This window comes from Phormidesmis priestleyi BC1401 (assembly GCF_001650195.1).
Classification (GTDB): domain Bacteria; phylum Cyanobacteriota; class Cyanobacteriia; order Leptolyngbyales; family Leptolyngbyaceae; genus Phormidesmis_A; species Phormidesmis_A priestleyi_B.
This window is the reverse complement of record NZ_LXYR01000008.1, coordinates 15393-37913: the sequence shown is the minus strand read 5'-3', so window position 1 is coordinate 37913 and position 22521 is coordinate 15393. Positions and strand designations below refer to the sequence as shown.

Here is a 22521-nt window from a genome sequence, read left to right as displayed (position 1 = left end):
CGAATTACTTTATCTGATAGTTTGGAGTGCTTATGAATTGTCCCCAACTCATTTTTTTTGATGCCGTGGGGACTTTATTTGGCGTTCGCGGTAGCGTGGGTGATGTGTATGGCGAGATTGCTCGAAGGCATGGCATTTATGTCTCGATCGAGCAATTAAACAAAGCGTTCTATCAAAGCTTTAAAGCCGCGGGTTCGCCTGCATTTCCAGGACGTTCTTTGAGCGAGATTCCCGATTTAGAATTTGAGTGGTGGAACAAGATCGTCGAACAAACGTTCATCAAACTCGGCGTGTTGAACGATTTTTCTGACTTCCCCACTTTTTTTGCAGAACTCTATGATCACTTTGCCACGGCAGATCCCTGGATTCTCTACCCCGACGTGGTGCCGACTTTAGAGAAATTGCGCGATCGCCACATCACATTAGGGATTTTGTCTAATTTCGATTCTCGCCTCTATTCCGTTCTCAAAGCATTAGATTTGAAGGATTTCTTCAGTTCGGTCACGATCTCGACTGAAGTAGGAGCCGCAAAACCGAGTCCGCAGATTTTTAAGAGCGCGATCGCTAAACATAACTATCCGATCGAACAAATCTGGCACGTTGGCGACAGCCTCGAAGAAGATTTTAGAGCCGCAAAAGCCGCAGGACTGAGAGGAATCTGGCTCGATCGTTCATCAAAATCAAGATAATTCGACATTTCGGTCTACCATAGTACCCAAGTACCAAATGATTCGTTCGCCATGCCGATTAAGCCATCTCAAATTCTGAGCTTGCTAGACAAAAAACGCGATGACTTTATGAGTTATGACAAAACCGCGTTGCAGGAACTTCAGCAGTACAGGATGGCGTTGGCGAAGATGTCACAGCAGTCATCTGCCAGTCTGCACGAGATCTTGAAAGGGATGAAATCTTGCGGAGCCTTGCCGTTAGAACCGTTGGGCACCCATCCCGATTGGGTGATTCCTTCCAAGCTGACTTGGCAGAGCCGTGAGCAAAGTCTAGAGTGGGTGCGCGATCGCCTCACCGGGATTTCGACATTTGCGGTCGATGGCTCCCAAATTTATCCTAGCAAAGATATCTCGGTGCCCGTTGCACTGGTGCAAATCGGCTGGTATGAAAACTTTCATCTGCCGTCTGGCATTTATGAAAAGGATATCGATTTAGATGTGATGACCCCTAGCGATCTGCGAGTCGGACGGGGCGATCTTGCCGATCGCAAGGTCAATCTCCGCCGCTTTGAGATGGAAACCGATCGACTCATTCAATATATGGATGAGCGGGCTGGCTGTGAAACCTGTCTGGCGTTTTTCGACGGCTCGTTAGTCGCGACTTTTGCCGAAGCATTCGACGAAGAGACACGCAACTTTTACGTCAAGTGTATCTGCAAACTTCTTCAGGCAAGTGAGCATTATCGAGTGCCGTTAGTCAGTTATATCGATACGTCTAGCGCTCACGATTTAACTGAAATGCTGCGGCGTTTGGGCAATCTGCCAGAGACAAAATCTATTCACGATGCCCAACTGCTCAACCGCACCCAAAGTCACACAATGGAATGGGGCGATCGCACCCCGCTATTTCTCTGTCAGCGATCGGGAATTTTAGATCACTACGGCGACCAAGCCGATAAAGTTGCCTTCACCTATCTCAAAACGAATAAAGACAGTTATCCCGTGCGGTTAGAGCTTCCCGTTTGGGTCTATGAAGCGGGATGGCACAACCGAATCATTGACTGGGTGCGAGCTGAAGTCGTGATCGGCAGTGGTTATCCCTACGTGATTGAGACGGCGGATCAGGTAGCGGTGTTGAAAAATGACGATCGTCAAGTGTTTTATCGATTGCTGCAAGAGTGGGCAGACCAGGAAGATCTCAAGCTCCGCCTGTCGCGCAAGATGGTCAGTAAAGCTCGTCGGCGCTAGGGCGTGTTTAACAATCTGCTCTTCGGCGCTATCCCGCCCTGAACTGAAGTTTGGGCTGATAGTGGCAAGTCCGTTAAAACGGACTGAACGCGAGTCAACTCAGATCTTCAGTCCGTTTCAACGGACTTTCCCAAGTTAGCCCGAACTTCAGTTCAGGGCGAGGCAGAATCGCAGCGAGAGAGTTTTAAAACACGCCCTAACCAACAGGTTCTCTTGCATTTTCTAGCGTTCTTCGTTAGGATCTTACTTACAAAACACGGTATTCCGACTGAGAAACCGTAAATAAAAAGGAGCCAAATTAATTATGCGAACCATAACAAACGAAGATAGCCGATCGACTCAAAAGCGCATTCGCATCCGCATTCCCAAGCACTATCATCAAGAGCCTGTGATTTCTCGTTTAATCTCTGATTATTCATTAACCGTGAATATCACAGCCGCCGTTTTAGGAGCCAATGCCAACGGTGATGGCTGGTTTGACCTCAATCTCCAAGGAAGCCATGCCCAAATTGAGAATGCGATGACCTATCTCGCTGAGTTAGATCTCGAAGTCTGGAACGAGACTGAAACAGACGGCTGGTAAGACGAAATTTGCCGCTGATCAAATTTGAGTGCCAGGATTTGCAATCGGCACTTCCATCCTGGCAGCAACTCTGAAACGTCAGACTATCGCCGTGAAGAAGATCAGTTCTGGCTGCAACCCATCGAAAAGCCTTCTATCGGGCTTCTAAGACGAAATTTTTCTCAAACGATCGTCGCGTCATGGGCTGATCTAACATCAAGCCTTCACCGCCCAGCGTTTCGAGAGGTTGCCCTCCGACCGACAAAAAGACAGGCGCACTTGGATCGGTGCTAGTCGCCGTGTAGAGAACCTGACCAACGCGACCCATCATAGACGCGCTGCCGCCGCCCTTTGTGAAAGCAGATGACAAATCAATGTGAATACCGTCAGGCTTGACTTTGAGGCTTCTAAGCTGGGTGCCTTGAGGAATCGTCGTCGTGAGTGTTTGATCAGGTGAACCGTTGAGCAGAGTGTCGATCGCGCCGCTCAACACTGACTCTGAGCGATCGCCAGGTTTCAGCTTGACGGGCACTGCCTCTAAAACTCCAGAATCTTTGAGCCAATAGATTTTAGCGGTCGTCTCAACAACAGGCGATGCCACTTTTGGAGTTGATTGGCGAATCGGTTGGACAGACGGTGCCACTATGGGAGCCACTGATGCAGAAGGCGAGGGCTGTGGCTCAACTTTAGAGATTGCAGGGGCAGTTTCTACAGGTTTTGGCTGGGTCGAATGCCACGCTAAAAATGCAGTCGCGCTGCCTGCTGTCACCGCTAGGGCTGACAACCCTGCAACCATTCCGACAGGAATGCGGCGAGTCGAATGTTGGTCTTGCATCGAGGAATCCCTCCTAGTGTTGGATCTCGGACTTTAGACAATCAATTTGTGGAGGATGCAACAGGATTGACTACATCCGCTTCGGAACTGATTCCGGAAGATTGTTTAAAGAGAGTTTCGGATCTGCATCAAGATAAAGGTCCGATGGATCGGGCTTCGACTTCGCTCAGCCCTCAACTCACTAGTAGGTGGAGTCGAAACCCACGGAACCGCACGTCATCGGTGGGTTGCTTCAGAAATCCATTGTTTTAAGGTAGAAACGACTTCTGAGATCGCGATCTCTTGCACCGCTTTGGTCGCTCGTTGCACGACTTCAACTTTACCGTCTTTGAGCGATTTTCCGGTGACAATTCGATAGGGAATGCCAATCAAGTCAGCATCTTTGAACTTCACACCCGCCCGATCGTTGCGATCATCCAGCAGGGTTTCAACTCCCGCTTGATTCAGTTCACCATACAGCTTTTCAGCCGCCGCGACTTGCTCAGCATCTCCGACATTGGGAATGATCACAATCGCGTGATAAGGCGCGATCGCCACCGGAAAAACAATGCCGTCTTTATCGTAAGATTGCTCAACCGCCGATTGTGCCAGTCGAGATATGCCTACGCCATAGCAGCCCATCACCAGCGGCACTTCTTCGCCCTGCTCATTGGTGTAGGTCGCACCCAACGCCGTGGAATATTTGGTGCCGAGCTGGAAGATGTGCCCAATCTCAATGCCCCGTGCGGTTTGTAAGATTTGGGTTGAGTCGTGAATGGCACGATCGCCCGCTTTCGCTTTTCTTAAATCAACAACGTGCGGCGACTTCTGAAACTGTGCGCCCCAGTTTGCCCCGACGACGTGATAGCCCGACTCATCAGATCCGGTGACGAAATTTTGCAACTCGACAACGGTTTGATCCACGAGTCGAACAAATTTTGGCGCAATCTCTTTTGACGATCGAATGTAGTCATCGCTAATGCCAGGAGACATATAGCCCAATGGCAAAGGCTTTGATGCCCATTTTTGTTGAGCTTCAGCGTCAGGAACGGTGAGCGACAAAACGGTCTTAGCGCCGTATTGAGCGGCTAATTTGACCAGTTCGTTTTGTAGCTTAACGGCGTTAACATCTTGATCGCCTCGGATGTGAATCAACACTAGAACGGTGATTCCGCTGTCGTAGACGGCTTGGTATAAGACGTTTTTGACGAGTTGAGTCGGAGAGCATTTGAGAAACTTGCAGAGCTTCTCGATCGTCTCTGTTCCCGGCGTTTCTCGCTTCTCGTGGGTGGTGAAGGGTGACGGCTCGGCATCGGGGGGCAGAGAGACGGCTTTCTCGACGTTGGCAGCATAGTGTCCATCGTCGGTGTAAAGAATCTCGTCTTCACCCGCGTCTGCCAGCACCATAAACTCTTGAGAACCAGAGCCTCCGATCGCGCCCGAATCGGCATCGACGGCTCGAAACTTCAGCCCACATCGTCTGAGAATATTGTGATATGCCTGATTCATCTTTTCGTAGGTCAGCTTCATTCCCGCTTCGTCAGCGTCAAATGAATAGGCATCTTTCATAATGAATTCTCGACCCCGCATTAAGCCAAATCGAGGACGAATCTCATCGCGAAATTTGGTTTGAATTTGATAGAGAGTTTGGGGCAACTGTCGATAAGAGCGAATCATGTCACGCGCGATCGCCGTAACCACTTCTTCGTGAGTCGGACCTAGACCGAGTTCACGCTGTTGGCGATCAACCAGGGCAAACATAATGCCTTCAGCTTTGGTGTAGGTGTCCCAGCGTCCCGATTCTTGCCAGAGTTCGGCGGGTTGAAGTTGCGGTAGCAGACATTCTTGTGCGCCCGTCGCGTTCATTTCTTCGCGGACAATCTGTGAAACTTTTTGCAGCACGCGCCACATTAAAGGCAGATAGGCATAGATGCCACTGCCGACTCGACGAATATAGCCAGCCCTCAGCAATAGCTTGTGACTGGGGATTTCTGCCTCCGCAGGGTCTTCCCGCAGTGTGACAAATAGCATCTGAGATAGCCGCATCGTCCGTTCCCTTTCGCAAATTCACATTTCAGTCTACGGCATTCGCTGAAGGTTAGCGCGGCGATTTCACTCACTGTGGAGCTTTGCAACTTGAAAAACTAGCCTGAGACAGTTTGATCTCGTAGGGGTTTTATTGCGGCAACTTCATCTTCTTTTGCCTGTTGCAAAAACTCGTATAGCCATTCGTTAAGGACAGTTCACGGGTGATGCTCGCTAAGTTGTCTCTCTGCTTAGAACCCCTTCCTCAGGTTGGAAATAGTGATAAAGATTAGCGATCGTATAGTCTGATGCAGCTTGTAACTTATCCATAGTCAGCGCTTTTAAGTCATTGCTTTGTGCCTGTTGACTAATCACAGAAGCATACTCAAGTCGCATATCTGGAGCCATCATTAGCCGAAGTTGATTGCACAGAGTCGCGGGGTTCGACTTTGGCTGAAGTTCTTCGTAAAGAGTTTGCTCTGAAGGCACTTCTAACAAAGATCCTGTTCCAGACATTTTTAGATCAACTGGGTTAAGTTCAGACCTATTCAAGAGTCTGATTTCGTCTGAATCTAGCGTTTGTACCCAGTCAATCTGAGTTTGCCAGAGGTTGAGCGCTTGCAAGTCGTGGTCGTGAATGCGGACAAGTTCGGGGAAGAGGAAGTCAAGTTCGGACTGAGAGTCAATCTGGTTGACCGCAGTAACGGAATCGCGACGAATAGTAGTACAGAGTGTCTCCAATCGATGACTGACACTGGTTTGTTCGCCTTGCAGTTGATAGGTAAAGGCGATCGCTTGTTGAATCGCCCAAACGCATTCACGGCGACGAATATAACCAGCCGCATTTGTGTTGTTGAGTAGTTGAGGGTTGTCGTAGTCTGCTAATGCTTCAAACATCATGTCGCGGACTGAGTTAATGTCGGCATTTCGACGTGCGAGATCTTGAACTGTGAGCGCCGATTGCAGACGAATAGTCGCCTGGTTAAACAGCCCATAAGCTCGTGCGAGAATCGTGCGATGGTGACGGAATTCAACGTCTTCGGCGACACGATCGATATGCTCAATCACCTCTAACCCTTGGTCGCGCAATGCCTGCTTGAGGTCAATAAAGCCGTCTTTGACCTCTAACCGCAAAGCTGTAACATCTTGACGAAGTTTTATCGTTTGATAGAGATTCACGGCGGCAAGGGCAGCCGTTGCTGCAACCCCAACACCAATCACCGCAGTGGTTGCTTGCAAAAGTGGCAGGCTGGAAAATCCTGTCAGTGGGTCTAGTCCTGTAACCCCGATCGCGTGTCCCGCGAAGTGACCTGTTGCCACCTCTCGTACCTGACCTATCGGCACACCTTTAGAAATAACCTGAACTAGCTTACCTGTATCAAGCCCTAGTTGAATCGCTGCCGGAAATTGAAAAAGCATACTTGTGTAGTGGTTGGGGATTGTTCAAAAACTGAATGGTTGTAAGGTCTAAGCCAAAAAATTATTAAGCCGAGACTGGAAGGCGACTGACCTAGAGTGCTGTTCTTGATACCACTGCCGTTCTGCGGCAACTTCGTTCAATGTTGACGTATGCACGGTTTCTGAATCGATTAACAACGAATTGAGCAGAGCCATGTATTGACGAGTGACAGCTTGAATGGTCTCCAGTCTTTGATCGAACACACTTTCGACCAAAGTATCGAGTGACTTCATCAGTTGACCCGTGCCATCTTGAGCATGAAACTGCTTGAAGCCTTCTTCAATAACTTCTCGCTTGATCGCTTCTTGGTCGGGCGGTGTGAGGAAGCCGATTGCCCCTCCAATTGCTGTCCCCAAAGCTGCACCTCCAGCGGCGATTCCGGCAATTGCTCCACCTGTAAGCACTAGCGGAAAGAAAGCAATACTGCTCACAGCAAGCGCAATGCCTCCTACCAATAGTCCCCCTGCACCCAATCCACTGATACTCCCGAGTCCGATGTCCCAAGCAGCTTCCCATGCGTCTGAGCCAGCAGCAGCAGTAAACTCGAACTGGGGAGCCACTTGCTTCACGCTCAAATCGAATTGGATGGCTAGTTGAGAACCTGTCCTTTGGTCGATCGCTTCAGCACTCTTTTGGAACTGGTAAATCTTACTTTGAATGTTGGAGTCAATAGCTTTAAGCGTGGGTGTAAGCGTTTCTTGAATGACTGTAGTTTGCGTCCATTCGCCAATGGCATCTGACAAATCTGATTGAAATTTATCGCCAAATTCTTTCAGAATCTTGTTTGTCGATCCCTGATTAGAGTTCCAAGAGGCAGATTTTTTGTCAGTATAATTCTTTAAGTGCTGTTTGATTTCAAGCCGCTTCACCACGTCCCGTTTTTGCTCACTGGTCGATCGGATTAGCGTTTGCAAATTAGCTAAATATCCACTCGCTTCACCAATCTTGTTCACGATGTCCTGCTTGGCAGCATTGGAGACTGCAACTTCTCCAGCGATGATCTCTTCTGCCTGCTTGAGTTGCAGAGTTAGCGACTGTGCCACACCATCCAGATCAGCTTGGCTGCGCTGATTGACGATCGCTCCTCGTTCTTGAGTGAGAAACGTCTCCAATACTTGAGTAAATCCTCGAAAGGTCTGCAAATAATCGTTTTGGTCATCGCCTTCAACGATTGCTTCCAGAGCAGCTTGAGCTGAGATAAAGTGAAGCTGCTTTGGGGTTTCAAGGATTGGAACTTCGCCGAAAACGGAATTCTCAACCAACTGCCGGACTTGCTGACGATCGGGTTCACGCCGCAGCAAATCCATAAAATTCACCAACACAAACAGGTTATTAGCAGGTCGATCGGCTTGTCCTCCATTCAATTTCAACTTTAAGCTCGTCAGCAGTTCTCGTTCGCCCTGAGTCATTGGTCGTGGACCATTGGCTAAAAAGATCACCGCGTCCGCATTTTCTAAAAGCTGATTTGTGATGCGAGTGCGCTCAGGATGCTCGTTTAAGCCGGGTGAGTCAATCAACTCAACTCCATGCCGACACAGTGCCAGCCCAGGATGCTCATAGACAATTTCCAAGACATCAGAAGTCAGCGCATCTTGCCGATTGCCCAGAGCCACATCGTCAGGAATCGATGCTCTAGCCTGATATTCTTCTAAAGGAATAATCTCTTCTTGCCCATTTCGGTAGCGACAAATCACCCGCTTTTGCTCACCGTAGCGCAACACCGTAATGCTGCCACTGCACGGAATCACTCGCGTAGGCTGAATTTCTTCTCCTAACAGCGCGTTTAGCAACGTCGATTTCCCTTGGCTGAATTCGCCCACGACAGCAACGCGGAACTTCTGTGATTGCAGCCTTTGAGAAATTTCTTGCAGTTTGGTTTCTAGCTGCTGGGGAAGGGGAATGAGATCGTGGCACTCTGAAACGATTTGCCAAAGCTCACCGCACCAGCGATCTAACTGTTGGCGCTGGGCTTGAAACCTTGCCAGGGTTTCGTAGCCGACTTTCACGCCTGCCCCGTGAGACTTAGCGCTTTCTGGAAGTCGCGTCAGTATTTGGCTAGCTGCTTTAGCAAACACTGGATCAAGCGCTTGAAATCTAGCAGGGTCAAGCAGATAACGCACTTCACTCAAAACATCACTCGTCTGCTGATGAATTAATCCTGCTTCCAAAGCCACGATCCATTCATCCTTTAGATGTAAATGCTGGGCAATAATGCGGAGATACTTCTGTTCTTTAGGGTCAAGATCGCCGTCGGCGGTTGCCATCTCGTAGCCAAACATAATCAGCAACAGCTTTTCTGATTCGGCGAATAGGCTTGTCAGCGTGGCTAATTCTGCTGGCTTCGCGTAAATTTTGCTCTCACGTACGCCTTGCACCAGCGATCGCACCACACTATTCAACACACTGCCTGACGGAATAAACTGAGTCAAAGTCTTCCCCAGTCGTTGCTTCTCTTGGTCTGTAACCTGACCATCAGCATGGGTAACGCCGACCAACACGGCGGACAATGCCCCTAGATATGCCACCAACGGATTAACTTGCTGTTCATGAATCGGCTGATTCAGCAGTTTAGACAAAATATCAGCAACTGCGGATGGGGAAGAAGCGATCGCAACCATCAGATTTTATCTAGTTAACATCATTCTCCACAGTATTCCCATAGATAGATGATCTTCAACTTGTCTTAGTAGCCATAGCTATATCTTTAAAGACGCTAGTGAAAATGGATTCATTCGATAAAGCCTTGCTCTGTCTCAGAGTTTGAGTTAGCCTCAGCGAGGAGCGTTTGAATCTGCTCGATCGAGAGTCCCGTCACACGAGCGATGAGTTCTATTTCAACTCCTTCTTGCAGCATTTTCAGGGTCATCTCCTGCCGTCCCTCCTGCCGTCCTTCTTGAAGTCCCTCCTGAAGCCCTCTCAGCCGTCCTTCCTGAAGTCCTTCCTGAAGAATTTCTTGATAAATGACTGACTCTCTCATAATTCCCTCTCGAAATATGCGGCGAATGATATCTTTGTTATATTTTAACCCTGCCAAAACCTGCAAATAGCTTGACACTTCCTGCCGCCGCTGAGTAGGTTGAATTTGGCTGATTTGCTGGGCGGCTCGATCAAGCAACTGGTCGGGATTTTGGGTCGCGGCTAAAGGCGCAAACGGCAGCAGAACAGGGTCTTGTAGAAAGAATTCAGCGTCTTGCTCCCACATTTTCACCACTTGATATTCGTGACGAGTGGTTTCTAGCTCAAAAACGGTTTCGATCGGGGTTCCGATCGGGGGTGGGAGCAGCAACACAACCACTTGAGTGACGGGCAATCGATACAGTCGGTGTAGCCGAACCCAATAATCAAGCATCCGCATGGGGAGCGGTGGGTTTGACTTTAACTCAGTCTGAAATTCTAGATGCAGAATTCGATGGGTGGTTTGCAAAAACGTGACTGAATCGGCTCGAATCGGCTCAATACCCAACTCGGTTTTCAGGACTTCTACCGATCGAGATTCTTCTCCTAGCAGCCAAGTGGCAAAGCGATCGGGATATTTTTCTGAGAGCAGCTTGCAGAGGTTATCAAAAGACATTGAGAAATGGCATCACTCGTCAATTGAGCGTATCAGTACAAACGCTCACTGTCTAGATGCGACGATCGCGATTCACGATTGTCTACGAGGTCGCCCTAATGTGGTGATATACAGCACGGCTTCGTCGGCAGGAATGCCCAACACGTCATTGACCTGATCGTCAAAAAAGCCAGCGATGCCGCTCACGCCTAAGCCCAGATGAATGGCGGCAAGGTTGAGGCGTTGTCCTAAATGTCCAGCATCTAAATGGAGATAGCGGTAGGCGCGATCGCCATATCGCTCGATCGCCGCTTTGAGATCTGCCGTGTGAAACAACACCGCTCCGGCATCGCGTCCTAAGTCTTGCCCTAAACAGAGATAGTGCAATTCTCGTCGAAAATTCTTAAAGCGAATCTGCCGCAACTCTTGGGCTTTGGGTGCGTAGTAATAGCAGCCTTCTTCAAGTCCGGTGACTGACGAAACGGCGATAAAGGTTTCGACTAAGCTCAGATCACAATAATCGGGGGAGCCGTCTAACGTTTGCTCAACATAATGTTGAGGCTGATAGGTGAAATCTAGCAAGGCGTTTAGCTCATCCAAGGTGAGGGCAGCACCGCTGTAAGCGCGGGTCGATCGTCGCCGCAAAATCGTTTGCTCAAGGTTTTCTAACTGATCGCCCCACGCGATCGCCGCCGAAGCGGTAGACACTTTGAGACAAAACGGAAAATTATATTTATCTTGTTCTTCTGTAGACGCAGGTTTCCAGTTAACTTTGGCGGCGGGATTGACCGGAATTTGAGTGGTTTGGTGAAAATAACTCAGCAGTTCTCCGTCATCTAGATTGGGATAATCAAGTTGAGTCCCCGATGGCAGCGCCGCTTTGGTGAGGGGCAGATTTTGAGTGACTTCGCGCACATCGGCTAAGGGAATGACGGCGATCGTGCCTTCTTGCTGTGAATCTAAATAAAGCAACTGATTCACCGCTTCATCGGCAAACCCAGCGATTAGATGCGGACGAAAATCGTTTAGAGAACTGGCAAGCTCTAGGTTTCCGAGCAGGTGCCCGGTGTCGAGGAAAATTCGGCGATAGGCGCGATCTTCATAGCGCCAGAACGATCGATAAAAAACAGCAGAGATCACGATCGCCAGTTGCGTCCCTTCTAAAACCGGATTCCAAAAACACGCCGATTGCAGAGAGGTCCAGACATCACTCTCCCAAAATTGCAGCAGAGAATGGGTCTTTGCCTGATAGTTATACAGCCCCGCAGGTAAGAACGGTGTGCCGCGAGAGATCAGATAAATCTCAGCGGGATATAGCCCTCCAGCCGAGGGTGATGCTCTCATATAGTGCGGTTCTGCACCCGTCGGCACCATGCCCGTCAGCCCATAGCTGCAAAACAGCAGTTTTGATAATCGCTGCCACCAAACCCCAGCCACATCTTGAGGCGGATCATTGAGATAGGGCTTGAGATCAAACGAGACCCCAATTTTGTAATCTTTGAAGGGAACGGGCTGTTGATTCCAATCGAGAGACTTACTCTTAGCGTGAATGGTCTCCGGGTCGTATTTGGTGCGCTCGTGGTAGTGAGCCGCGATCGAGGTCACGTCAGGCATAAGAGTCAAGTCTGGTAGGCGTTGCCTTTGATCTTGCCACGGGTTTGAGTCGATTGCGCGATAAATCAGTCTCCTGACACAAACGCCTGCATCATCCAACGTCCGTCAGGGTTAGCAAAAATGGCACGATATCCGAGCGGTCGATAGGCAAACCGATTTGAGACATAGCCGCGTTTGTCGTTGGGCAAAATCACAGGTGTCCAGCCGTCGAGATTGTCTGGCTCTAGCGTGGTTTGCTGAATTTGCATTGGGGATTTCTCAAACGTGTCACGATCGAATGTCACAATCTCATCTGACAAGAGCGCAATTACCGGAGCCTTTTGTTCGGGTTCTGACCGGACGTTCACGCCGTTTCCGACTACGACGATCGAGGTTTCAGAAACGGATATTTTTTGGTTGGCAGGCGCATTTCTAGCCCCTTCAAATTGCCGAAACACAGTCGAGCATGAGAAAACGGTTCCTTTGGGCGGAGTCTGAGGCAGTGCTGTGTTTGCTTCGTCAGTGCATCCTGGTGCGATCGCTTTTTCTAGCTGTGACCAAAACGGCGACTGAGGATTATCAGGATTGAGATAATTAATCGATCGGTGTTTGCCAAAATCAAACTCGGTTTTAGAAGTGACACGATCGCGGATAAACTGAGCGTCCCGATTTTGCACCGCTTGCCGAAACTGCTGGATGAATTGAGCAAACTCTGGAGACTGATTTGACTGATCGACTAAGTTGATTTTCTGGTGCGGAAAGTCGCTCAACTCAGGATTGCTATCATGAGAAGCTGCCGGACTGTCTGCGATTGGTGCAGCATCCAACCGAGCGATCGATGCCTGAATGGTCGCCGTTTTTTGAACAGACTGAGATGTCATCGCTGCTAGTGTAGTCACAGCCACCGTTGTAATCATAGCCCCGGTGAGAAGCAACGCTCGGTAAGTCATGGTGCGTATCCGCCGCGCAACAAAAGGGTGGAATATCCTCATGATCATAAATTCACCAACCCGTGTCAGCATTCCGGATCGAACCGAGCGTTTGTGATCGTTGAGTCAACAGGCGCGATCGAGATCCTGACTGGCTTTCGATTGAAACAATGTGTAGCATGGGGTGTACCCTGTCTATCAAATTGGACAACTGACGTGGTGTCAACTCGTTCTATTATTGGTCTACGATCGTGACAAACGTTAAGTCAGATGATCTCTGTCAGGTGCGCTGCTTTAACCATGAAGTAGTAGCTGAGGTTCGTGCTGATCTGTTGATGACTGACTCTTTAGAAGAAGCAGAAATCATCTTCACTGCTCTTGCTGATAAATCCCGATTAAAGATTCTCTACGCGCTTCAGGATGGCAAGGAACTCTGCGTCTGTGATCTGGCTGCAATTTTAGGTGTTCCGATCGCGGCTGTCTCTCACCACCTTCGCAAACTGCGTGATTTGAAGATACTCAAACATCGGAATGACGGCAAACTCGCTTACTACTCGCTCCGCAATCAGCTAGTGAGTGATGTTTTGCGCTATGTGCTGAAAAACAGTCGGGTATAGGCAATCAATCTTTTTCAAAAGTCATTCAAACATTCGTATGAACATTGTAGAGTTGAAACTATCAATCTAACGTTCTTTTGAATGTAATAATGTTTAAGCTACTGAGAGGCTAAAAATGGCTGATGAATGCTGTCAGAAAAAGTCTTGTGAGTTAGAGAAGCTGACTCAACATCAGAGTAAAGTTTTGTGGATTGTTCTAGCAATCAACATGGTGATGTTTGGGATAGAGATTGTATCTGGCGTGTTGGCAAATTCTCTAGCTTTGACCGGAGATTCGCTTGATATGTTGGGGGATGCGATCGCTTATGCCAGTAGTCTCTATGTCATCAATCGAGGGCAAAGGGCACAGGCAAGCTCTGCTTTGTTAAAAGGGGGCATCATGTTTATCTCTGCGATCGTAGTATTTTCTAGGGCGGTCTATCAGTTGTCCTTCAATACAACACCGACGCTAGAGATCATGAGTTCGATCGGGACTGTGGCACTGTGCGCGAACTTACTTTGCTTGTTTCTTTTGACCAGGCACCGCACTGATAACATCAATATGTCTTCTGTTTGGCTTTGCTCTCGCAATGACATCATTGCAAATGTTTCGGTGCTAATCGCGGCAGGCTTGGTTGCCCTCACCCATTCGTCATTGCCAGATTCAGCGATCGGGGTTCTGCTTGCCGTTATTTTTGCAAAATCAGCCGGAAAGGTGATTTCTCAAGCCTGGGGAATGTTTGAGCGGGTCTAAGAACAATATTTTAGACAAAATTTGAGCAGGTTTTAGACTTCAAACCCTGATTCAGCCGTAAGCAGGATATTATTTTCAAAGTTAGAGGTGGATCTAGCTTTGAAGAAATAGCTCAGTCCCACAACTGTCAGCCCTGTAAGCCTTTTGAAGCCGTTTAGAGAATGTCTGAAGTATTCAACCGAGTTGCTAAAAACCTAAATCACTATCCTTACGCCTCTGGGCGAAGGGTGATCATGGGCACTCAAGCCGCTGTCGCCACGAGCCAACCTTTAGCCACCCTAGCGGGATTTGAAATGCTGCGATCGGGCGGCAATGCGATCGATGCAGCGTTAGCAATGGCGATCGCCCTCACCGTGGTTGAGCCTACGTCAAGCGGCATTGGCTCAGATGCGTTTGCGCTGGTGTGGGATGGCGCACTACACGGCTTGAACGCGTCGGGCAAAAGTCCGCAGAGCTTGACGCTAGAACCCTATGCAGGACTGGCAGAAATGCCGTTTCTCGGCTGGTCAACAGTGACGGTTCCGGGGGCAGTCTCAGCGTGGCAAACCCTGTCAAAGCGCTGGGGGAAACTGCCCTTCGATCGCTTATTTGAACCCGCTATTCGCTATGCAGAATCGGGTTTTCCGGTGTCTCCTGAGACAGCACGCGATTGGAAACGGGCAGAACGGGTCTATCTGCCGTTGACGGGCGCAGAATTTCAGCCCTTCCAGCAGGTGTTTTTTCCTAATGGACGGGCACCGAACGCCGGAGAGATTTGGAGTAGCCCGCTTCATGCAAAAACATTGAAATCGATCGCGCACAGCAACGGCGAGTCTTTTTATCAGGGAGAATTGGCAGCGGCGATCGCCCACTTTGCCGCTCACACTAGCGGATTGCTCACCCTAGAAGATCTGGCAGCCCATCAAGCCGATTGGGTCGATCCGATTTCAACCGATTATCGAGGAGTCACGGTCTGGGAAATTCCGCCCAACGGTCAAGGAATCGCGACGTTGATGGCACTCAATATTCTCGAAGGGTTTGACCTGTCACGCTATCCCCGTGAATCGATCGAGAGTTTTCACCTGCAAATTGAGGCAATGAAACTAGGGTTTGTCGATGCCCATCAGCACGTCGCCGACTCGCGATTTATGGCAGTCGAAATTCCTCATTTACTCAGTAAATCTTATGCAGCAGAGCGACGGCACCTGATCGGGGACGAGGCACTGGCGATCGCTCCTGCTGGGCTTCCTAGAGGAGGCACTGTTTATCTGGCTGCGTCTGACGGCGACTTGATGGTGTCATTCATTCAATCAAATTTTATGGGCTTTGGGAGCGGCGTTTTGATTCCTGAAACGGGGATTGCTCTGCAAAATCGCGCCACAGGGTTCTCATTAAAAGCCGGACATCCCAATCACATCGGGGCGGGGAAACGACCGTTTCACACGATTATTCCGGGGTTTCTCAGTCAAGAAGGACGGGCGATCGGACCCTTTGGAGTCATGGGCGGTCCGATGCAGCCGCAGGGACACTTGCAGATGGTTGTCAATCTCGTCGATTATGGTATGAACCCGCAGGCGGCGCTGGATGCTCCTCGCTGGCAGTGGATGGAAGGAAACCGCGTCTTGTTAGAACACACTGTTCCCCAAGATGTCGCTGTCGGATTGAGCGATCGTCACCATAAAATTCAGATTAGTGCCGAACCGAGTGCATTTGGTCGAGGACAAATCATTCTGCGCCAAAACGGTGTGTTCATGGCAGCCTCAGAGCCTCGCGCCGACGGGATCGCACTAGCCTATTAAAGAAATGCGGTAGGATTTGGGCAACTCTAGGCGACTCTATTCCTATGAAGCTCTCTAGCAAACGGTTTGTTCGTAACTTGCTCGGCAAACGGCAGTCTCAGAAGAATTTGCCGCCTACGCCACAGCGAATGTTAGATGAGAAAGGACACACCAATGTGGTGCGGCTCGGCATTAGGCGTTCTCCTTGGAATGATCTTTATTATTTGCTGCTAACGATCTCCTGGTCCTGGTTTTTTACCCTAACGCTGGTGCTTTATGGGTTCACTAACACCGTGTTTGCTTGCCTTTATCTAATTGGTGGCGACAATCTTGCAAACGCTCAACCCGGCTCGTTTTGGGATGCCTTTTTCTTCAGCGTGCAGACAATGGGCACGATCGGGTATGGCGCAATCTCACCCAAGACGTTTTATGGCAACGTGATTGTCTCGATCGAGGCGATGTTGGGGCTGTTGGGCGTGGCGGTGATCACCGGGTTGGCATTTGCTCGACTGGCTCGACCGACGGCACGAATTTTATTCAGTCGATTTGCCATCATTTCTCCTCACAACGGGGTGCCGACGCTGATGTTTAGAACCGCCAATGAGCGAGGCAACCAAATTTTAGAAGCTCGACTGTGGGTGTTTGTTGTGCGCGATGAAGTCACTCAAGAAGGTCAAACCATGCGGCGTTTTTATGACTTGCCGCTCAGTCGCCCTCAATCGCCCGTGTTTAACCTGACGTGGACGGCGATGCACCCGATCGACGAAAGCAGTCCGCTCTATGGTGAAACTCCAGAGTCGCTCAGAGATCGCGCGACAGAAATTGTGGTGTCATTAACCGGAGTCGATGAAACCGTCGCCCAAACCGTTCATGCTCGCTACTCTTATATGACTCAAGAAATCTTATGGGATGTGCAGTTTGCCGAGATGTTGACCTATAGCAGTGATGGACGGCGCGCGATCGATTTCAGTCGATTTCACGACATAGAATCCCAGTAGGAGAAGTTTTCTCGTCGGTGTCCCTACTGATTCAACACCAAATTGTCTCGATGCACGATCGTGTCCGCGCCCAAGTATCCCAAGATTTCAGAAATCTTTTCGGAGTGGTGCCCCTGAATTTTCTGCAATTCTTCACGGCTGTAGTTGACTAGCCCTTTCGCGATTTCGTGACCCGCCCGATCGCACAGGGTTACGGCATCGTGGCTTTCAAACTCGCCCTCGACGTGCAAAATTCCGGCAGCGAGCAGAGATTTTCCGGCTTTACAGATGGCTTCGACGGCTCCCTCGTCTAATAAGAGCTTTCCAGTTGAGATTAACCCGTGAGCGATCCAGCGTTGACGAGCGTTGAAAGGACGCGGCTGAGGTTCAAATTGAGTGCCGATCGCGTCTCCTGCCAAGATCTTTAAGAGATTGAGCGGCGATTTCCCCTGCATGATCACCGTTCTCACTCCGGCACCTGTCGCAATCTGGGCAGCAGCAATTTTTGTCACCATGCCGCCTGTGCCCCAGCGAGAGCCTGGCTTTCCGGTCTGCACGTCCGCCAGTTGTTTCATATTTTGAACTAGAGCAATCGGTTGAGCATCGGGGTTGCTGCGCGGATCTTCCGAATAGAGGCGATCGACATCAGTGAGCAAAAACAACCAATCTGCGTCTACCAAACTGGCGACTAGGGCGGATAGGGTGTCGTTATCGCCAAATTTAAGTTCATCCACCGCAACCGTGTCGTTTTCATTGACGATCGGAACGACTCCTAATTGCAGCAACTCTTGAAAGGTGCGGTAGACATTGACATAGCGACTTCGCTCAACTAAGTCGCCGCGAGTCAACAACACTTGCGCGATCGGCTGCTGCATGGCTGTAAAAAAGTCATCATAAATTCGCATCAGGCGACCTTGCCCAACGGCGGCAACCGCTTGTTTAAGCGCGATCGTTTTGGGACGATCGGTTAACCCCAACCTCGCGCACCCCACTCCGATCGCGCCCGATGAGACTAGCACGACTCGATTTCCCTGCTGTCTTAGGGTGCTGAGAACCTCAACTAACGCCGCGATCGTTGACAGCGCAAGTTGACCCGTCTCAGGCTGAGTCAGGCTAGACGTACCAATTTTGACCACCACAGTTTGAGACATTAGATACTTAAAATAATGATTGGAGGATTGAGAAATTTAATGATAAAAGATCTGAAAGGCACTCATAAAGTTCACGTTACGATGAAAAACTAATGATGGAATCAGAAATTCAAAACATCCTGCTTGCCCTTAATGCTGTGTCGTTAATCACCGAACCGTTTAAATATCTTACGTGACTTTCAAAGCATCAAAAAGCCCCGACTTCTACAAGAAGCCAGGGATCTTAGCGTATGTTGAGTTTTGACGAGCTATCTAATCACTCATTCCTAGTAAGTCGGGTTGAGCGCCAGAGAGCTATTCAACGTCAGCGCCAAATCGGTTTGAGGGTTGACCACCAGCACCTCTGCACTGCCGCGTCGCAGCAAGAATTGACCCAGCGCACCCAAACCGCCGCCGATCAAAACATTGGTTTTAGAAATGCGACGATTGCCTGTGATGCCTCCAATAATGGCAGCAGCACCCGCGCCGATCCCGGCTCCGGTCAAAATCGTGCCTACATCTGCTCCTTTTTTGATCGTTTCTTTGCGAGTGACGACATTAGAATAGGCATCGATCGGGAGGCGATCGCCATTGGTCAAAATCAACGTTTTCGCAAAGAACTGAGTGCCCCCTTGCGACGGTCTGAGTTCGCCTTCTACTTGACTTCCAGCCGGAATCAACAGCGAACCTGACGAAGTGCGGACGTTTCTCGCAATCTTTAGCGTGACTGCACTGGTTTCGTTAGGAGCAACAATGATTCTATCTTTGTCATAGGTGACGGGCAAAACTGCGCCACGCGGAATTCTGACCTGACCCGTTTGCGCCTGTTGAGTCGAGGGATATTGAGGGTATTGAGGGTATTGCTGTGAAGGGAACAAGGGCGCAGCGTTTGCGGCTTTGCTCAAAGCAAAGGGTGCCAGACTTGTGGAGGTCATGCCCAATGTGAGAGCCAAGACAGTCCCCGTTTGCCATTTTCTGAATTTCAACATTTGCGTGTCCTTTGAGAGTCTGATCTCGTAGCGATGATGTCAATGACAGAGGGAAGTTTGGCAAGGTTCCTGATGAGTGAAAAATCTCCCAAACGGAGTATGAAGTGCTCGATCGCGCCCTAATTCTTGAGAATTTTTCTAAAACTATTTCGGACGAACCCTTCTAACGCCTACACTACAAGAAGTGCGGGTGTACTTCGGTGCATTTGTACTCAATTTACTCAGTCGGGCAATTTGCTCTGAATGATTCCTCAGCAACTCACACTCAAGAATTTTTTGAGCTATCGTGCAGCCACTCTCGACTTTCGCGGGCTGCATACCGCTTGCGTGTGTGGGTCAAATGGGGCGGGCAAATCGTCATTATTAGAGGCTATCTCGTGGGCAATTTGGGGCGAAAGTCGAGCCGCGTCTGAAGATGATGTGATTCACGTTGGCGAAACAGAAGTGCGCGTTGAGTTTGTGTTCAGCATTCATCAACAGACCTATCGCATCATTCGCACTCGACAACGAGGAAATGGCGTGGCGTTAGAGTTTCAAATTGCTCACGGAGAGGTGAAAAATCAGGATGCGGAGATTCCTCGTGCAACTGCGTTTCGATCGCTCACCGAAAAAGGCATTCGCGCCACCCAAAATCTCGTTCTAGAGCATTTGAAGCTCGATTACGATACGTTTGTTAACTCGGCTTATTTGCGGCAGGGTCGCGCCGATGAGTTTATGCTCAAGCGTCCGGGCGATCGCAAACAGATTCTCGCTGACCTGCTCAAGCTACAGCGCTATGACGAGTTAGCCGAGCAAGCCAAAGACAAATCCCGCCAGTTTAAAGGGCAGGTCGAACTGCTAGAGCGAAATCTGGCATCGATTCAGCAACAGTTGCAGCAAACCGAAGCGATCGCTCAAGAACGCATTGAGCTAGAACTGACGCTAACGCAGATGCAGCAGCAGCAGACTGCCTACAGCGATCAGTTACAAAATCTTTTAGCTAGCCAACAACACCGCCAAAACGCACAGCAACAGCTCACTTGGCAACAGCAGCAGCAACGCAACCTCAATCAAGATTGTCAACGGCTGCAAAAAGAGCTGACGCAGATCGATCATCAGAGACAAACGTTAATTTTATTGCTGCAACAAGAAGGCACGATCGCCAGTGGATATCAGCAGTGGCAAACGCTGCAAATGCAGGAAGACACGCTAGCCGCAAAATTTCAAGATCACCAAGTTGCCCAAACGAAACGCCAGCACTATCAGCAGCAGCAATCCGCAAAACTCACCCATCTTCAAAGTCAATCTCAAAATCTGCAAGCGCAACGAGTCGCCTTAGAGCAGCAGTCCGAGGAGATTCAGCGCACTCTTAGCAAAGCCGCCGATATTGAAGCCGGGGTCGAACACCTGCGGCAAGCGCGGCTTGAGCTAACTCAGCTTGACCAGCTTCAGATGAAGGTGGCTCCTTTGCTTCAGCGTCGGCAACACTTGCAGAGCGACCTCGATCGCGCCTCTACCCGACTGACTGCCCGCCTTGACGAACTGCGAACTTCTGCACATCAGCTTCACACTCAGCAGCAGCGTCAGCCCAAATTACAGCGCGCTGTCGTCGAAGTTGCCACCCATATTGAGGAGCTAGAGAGACTCAAACTCTATCAAGAACAAGTCCGTGAAAAAGGGCTAGAGCGACGCAGTTTTATGGAGCGACTGCAAGCCCATCAGCGCGATCACGAAGCCCAGTTAGCCGAATTAGATCACAAAATTCGGATGCTGAAACAAGGCACACTCGGCAATCAAGAACTTGGCGAACTAGAACGGGAATTGTCCCCCGATCGAGGGACGGACGAACGATCCATCGAGTCTGCAACTCAATCGGTGGCGACGCTGACTCAACCCTCAGTTCTCACCCCTCAAAATTCCTCTTATCCTCCCTGTCCTTTGTGTGATCGCCCCCTTGATGAGCCTCACTGGAATCTTGTCTTGCAAAAACACGAGCAGCAGCAGCAAGAAGTCCTTGACCAAATCTGGGTGATTCGAGAACAGTTGGCGGTGTCTGAGCGAGAAATTCAAGTTTTGCGGCGAGAATATGCCGAACTCGACACTAAACTCGTGCAATTTGGCTCTGCACTAGAGCGACGCGGACAACTGCAAGAACAACTTCAAACCACCGCCGATGTGCAAAAAAGCCTAGAACAACTCACGACAGAATCCGCTCAACTCGAACAACAACTGCACGATCGAGACTACGCCACTGAGGTGCAAGAAGAATTAACGCTGCTCGATCGCAGCCTTCAGCAACTCAACTACGACGAAAAAGACCACGCTCTGGCACGAGGAGCCGTCGATCGCTGGCGCTGGGCAGAAATCAAGCTCGCCGATGTCAAACAAGCACAGCGACGACAGGCACAGATTACTGCCCGTCAGCCAGAGCTAGCTGCCCAACTGTCTCAGCTAGACCAGCAGATCGAACAACTCCAAGCAGACACCGCCGCCGGATTTGGGCAGAGCGATCGCCAAATTGCCGACATTGGCTATGACCTGGCGCAACACAATGCCCTCAGAGTCGCGCTCCGGCAGGCACAGCCGTGGCAGCTAAAGCTTCAAGAACTGCGGCAAGCACAGCAGCAATTTCCGCAAGTGCAGCAGCGTCTTCAAGACTTGGCGCAGACGCTTCAGACGCGGCTACACGATTTGCAAACGGTGAGTCGTCACACTCAAGAACTCGTCAATTATTTAGAGCAAACTCCCGACTTTAGCACTCAGATTCAAGCGATTGAGCAAGAACTGCAACGCCAACGCCAACAGCTTGATCAACAGCTTGCGCGTCTGGGTCGGCTTCAGCAGCAGCAACAGCAGCAAGATGCTCTGAGAATTCAAGATGGAGACCTCAGAACTCAGTTAAAACTGGCGCGTCAGCAGAGCCGAGTCTATCAAGAACTCGCCTTAGCCTTTGGTAAAAATGGGATTCAGGCGCTGCTGATCGAAAACGTTTTGCCTCAGCTAGAAGCGACGACCAATCAAATTCTCTCGCGTCTCAGTGCCAACCAACTACATGTTCAATTCGTGACTCAGCGCACTGCCCGTAGCTCTAAATCGTCTAGCAAATCGGCGCGAGGCATCACTCAAAATCCCAAATCGTTAGAGACGTTGGATATTCTGATTGCTGATGCTCACGGAACGCGCCCTTATGAAACCTATTCAGGCGGAGAAGCCTTTCGGGTAAACTTTGCGATTCGTCTTGCCCTGGCTCGATTACTATCGCAGCGATCGGGCACTGCCCTACAAATGCTGATCGTCGATGAAGGATTTGGCACACAGGATCAAGAAGGCTGCGATCGACTCATTGCTGCCATTAACGCGATCGCTCCTGATTTTGCCTGCATTCTCACCGTAACGCACATGCCCTACTTCCGAGAAGCATTCCAGGCGCGTATTGAGGTCACAAAAACCTCTGAAGGCTCGCAGCTAATGCTGTGTCTCTAGCCAAAAAA

The 22521-nt window shown here is 49.8% G+C and carries 17 protein-coding genes; 8 read left to right on the top strand and 9 right to left on the bottom strand.

From position 1 onward, the window contains the following. Nucleotides 1–32: 32 nt before the first annotated feature. From A8707_RS06455 to A8707_RS06445, 3 genes are all read left to right on the top strand, one after another. The gene (locus A8707_RS06455; RefSeq protein WP_068815985.1) at nucleotides 33–689 is read left to right on the top strand and encodes an HAD-IA family hydrolase; all 657 of its coding nucleotides are present in this window, start codon (nucleotides 33–35) and stop codon (nucleotides 687–689) included. A gap of 51 nt (nucleotides 690–740) precedes the next feature. Further along, the gene (locus A8707_RS06450; protein ID WP_068815984.1) at nucleotides 741–1916 is read left to right on the top strand and encodes a DNA double-strand break repair nuclease NurA; all 1176 of its coding nucleotides are present in this window, start codon (nucleotides 741–743) and stop codon (nucleotides 1914–1916) included. Nucleotides 1917–2220: 304 nt separating this feature from the next. Then, the gene (locus tag A8707_RS06445) at nucleotides 2221–2499 is read left to right on the top strand and encodes an NIL domain-containing protein (protein ID WP_068815983.1); all 279 of its coding nucleotides are present in this window, start codon (nucleotides 2221–2223) and stop codon (nucleotides 2497–2499) included. A gap of 133 nt (nucleotides 2500–2632) precedes the next feature. Here the strand turns inward: A8707_RS06445 and A8707_RS06440 are convergent, their stop codons facing one another. The 7 genes from A8707_RS06440 to A8707_RS06410 form a co-directional block, all read right to left on the bottom strand. Next, a complete protein-coding gene (locus A8707_RS06440; RefSeq protein WP_068815982.1) occupies nucleotides 2633–3313 on the bottom strand; it encodes a GerMN domain-containing protein in 681 nt (226 codons plus the stop codon). A gap of 216 nt (nucleotides 3314–3529) precedes the next feature. Then, entirely contained in the window at nucleotides 3530–5338 is a 1809-nt protein-coding gene (locus tag A8707_RS06435; protein WP_068815981.1) for a proline--tRNA ligase, read from the bottom strand. A 213-nt stretch (nucleotides 5339–5551) separates the two neighbouring features. After that, nucleotides 5552–6736, bottom strand: coding sequence for a hypothetical protein (locus A8707_RS06430; protein ID WP_068815980.1), 1185 nt, complete (start codon nucleotides 6734–6736; stop codon nucleotides 5552–5554). 48 nt (nucleotides 6737–6784) lie between these two features. After that, a complete protein-coding gene (locus tag A8707_RS06425) occupies nucleotides 6785–9394 on the bottom strand; it encodes a dynamin family protein (protein ID WP_068815979.1) in 2610 nt (869 codons plus the stop codon). Between the two features lie 110 nt (nucleotides 9395–9504). Further along, a complete protein-coding gene (locus A8707_RS06420) occupies nucleotides 9505–10347 on the bottom strand; it encodes an Rpn family recombination-promoting nuclease/putative transposase (protein WP_068815978.1) in 843 nt (280 codons plus the stop codon). Between the two features lie 72 nt (nucleotides 10348–10419). Next, nucleotides 10420–11940, bottom strand: a complete 1521-nt coding sequence (locus tag A8707_RS06415) for a SagB/ThcOx family dehydrogenase (RefSeq protein WP_068815977.1) — start codon at nucleotides 11938–11940, stop codon at nucleotides 10420–10422. 65 nt (nucleotides 11941–12005) lie between these two features. Continuing rightward, entirely contained in the window at nucleotides 12006–12869 is an 864-nt protein-coding gene (locus tag A8707_RS06410; protein WP_156518388.1) for a hypothetical protein, read from the bottom strand. A gap of 230 nt (nucleotides 12870–13099) precedes the next feature. Here A8707_RS06410 and A8707_RS06405 point away from each other — a divergent pair, with 230 nt between their 5' ends. The 4 genes from A8707_RS06405 to A8707_RS06390 all read left to right on the top strand — a co-directional run bounded on the left by A8707_RS06405 (nucleotide 13100) and on the right by A8707_RS06390 (nucleotide 16953). Beyond that, a complete protein-coding gene (locus A8707_RS06405; RefSeq protein ID WP_068815975.1) occupies nucleotides 13100–13465 on the top strand; it encodes an ArsR/SmtB family transcription factor in 366 nt (121 codons plus the stop codon). Between the two features lie 115 nt (nucleotides 13466–13580). Further along, on the top strand, nucleotides 13581–14198 hold the full coding sequence (locus A8707_RS06400; RefSeq protein ID WP_068815974.1) for a cation efflux transmembrane domain-containing protein: 618 nt from the start codon (nucleotides 13581–13583) through the stop codon (nucleotides 14196–14198). A gap of 161 nt (nucleotides 14199–14359) precedes the next feature. Continuing rightward, nucleotides 14360–15976 (top strand): gamma-glutamyltransferase family protein, encoded by a 1617-nt coding sequence (locus tag A8707_RS06395; protein ID WP_197484653.1) that lies wholly within the window; start codon nucleotides 14360–14362, stop codon nucleotides 15974–15976. Between the two features lie 44 nt (nucleotides 15977–16020). Then, nucleotides 16021–16953 (top strand): ion channel, encoded by a 933-nt coding sequence (locus tag A8707_RS06390; protein ID WP_082906253.1) that lies wholly within the window; start codon nucleotides 16021–16023, stop codon nucleotides 16951–16953. Between the two features lie 23 nt (nucleotides 16954–16976). Here the strand turns inward: A8707_RS06390 and proB are convergent, their stop codons facing one another. Further along, nucleotides 16977–18083: a glutamate 5-kinase gene (gene proB / locus A8707_RS06385; protein WP_068815973.1), complete on the bottom strand. Its 1107-nt coding sequence runs from the start codon at nucleotides 18081–18083 to the stop codon at nucleotides 16977–16979. A 266-nt stretch (nucleotides 18084–18349) separates the two neighbouring features. Then, nucleotides 18350–19051 carry a hypothetical protein gene (locus A8707_RS06380; protein WP_068815972.1) on the bottom strand — a complete coding sequence of 234 codons (702 nt, stop codon included), beginning with the start codon at nucleotides 19049–19051 and terminating at the stop codon, nucleotides 18350–18352. A gap of 243 nt (nucleotides 19052–19294) precedes the next feature. Here A8707_RS06380 and A8707_RS06375 point away from each other — a divergent pair, with 243 nt between their 5' ends. Next, a complete protein-coding gene (locus tag A8707_RS06375; RefSeq protein ID WP_068815971.1) occupies nucleotides 19295–22513 on the top strand; it encodes an AAA family ATPase in 3219 nt (1072 codons plus the stop codon). Nucleotides 22514–22521: the final 8 nt, after the last annotated feature.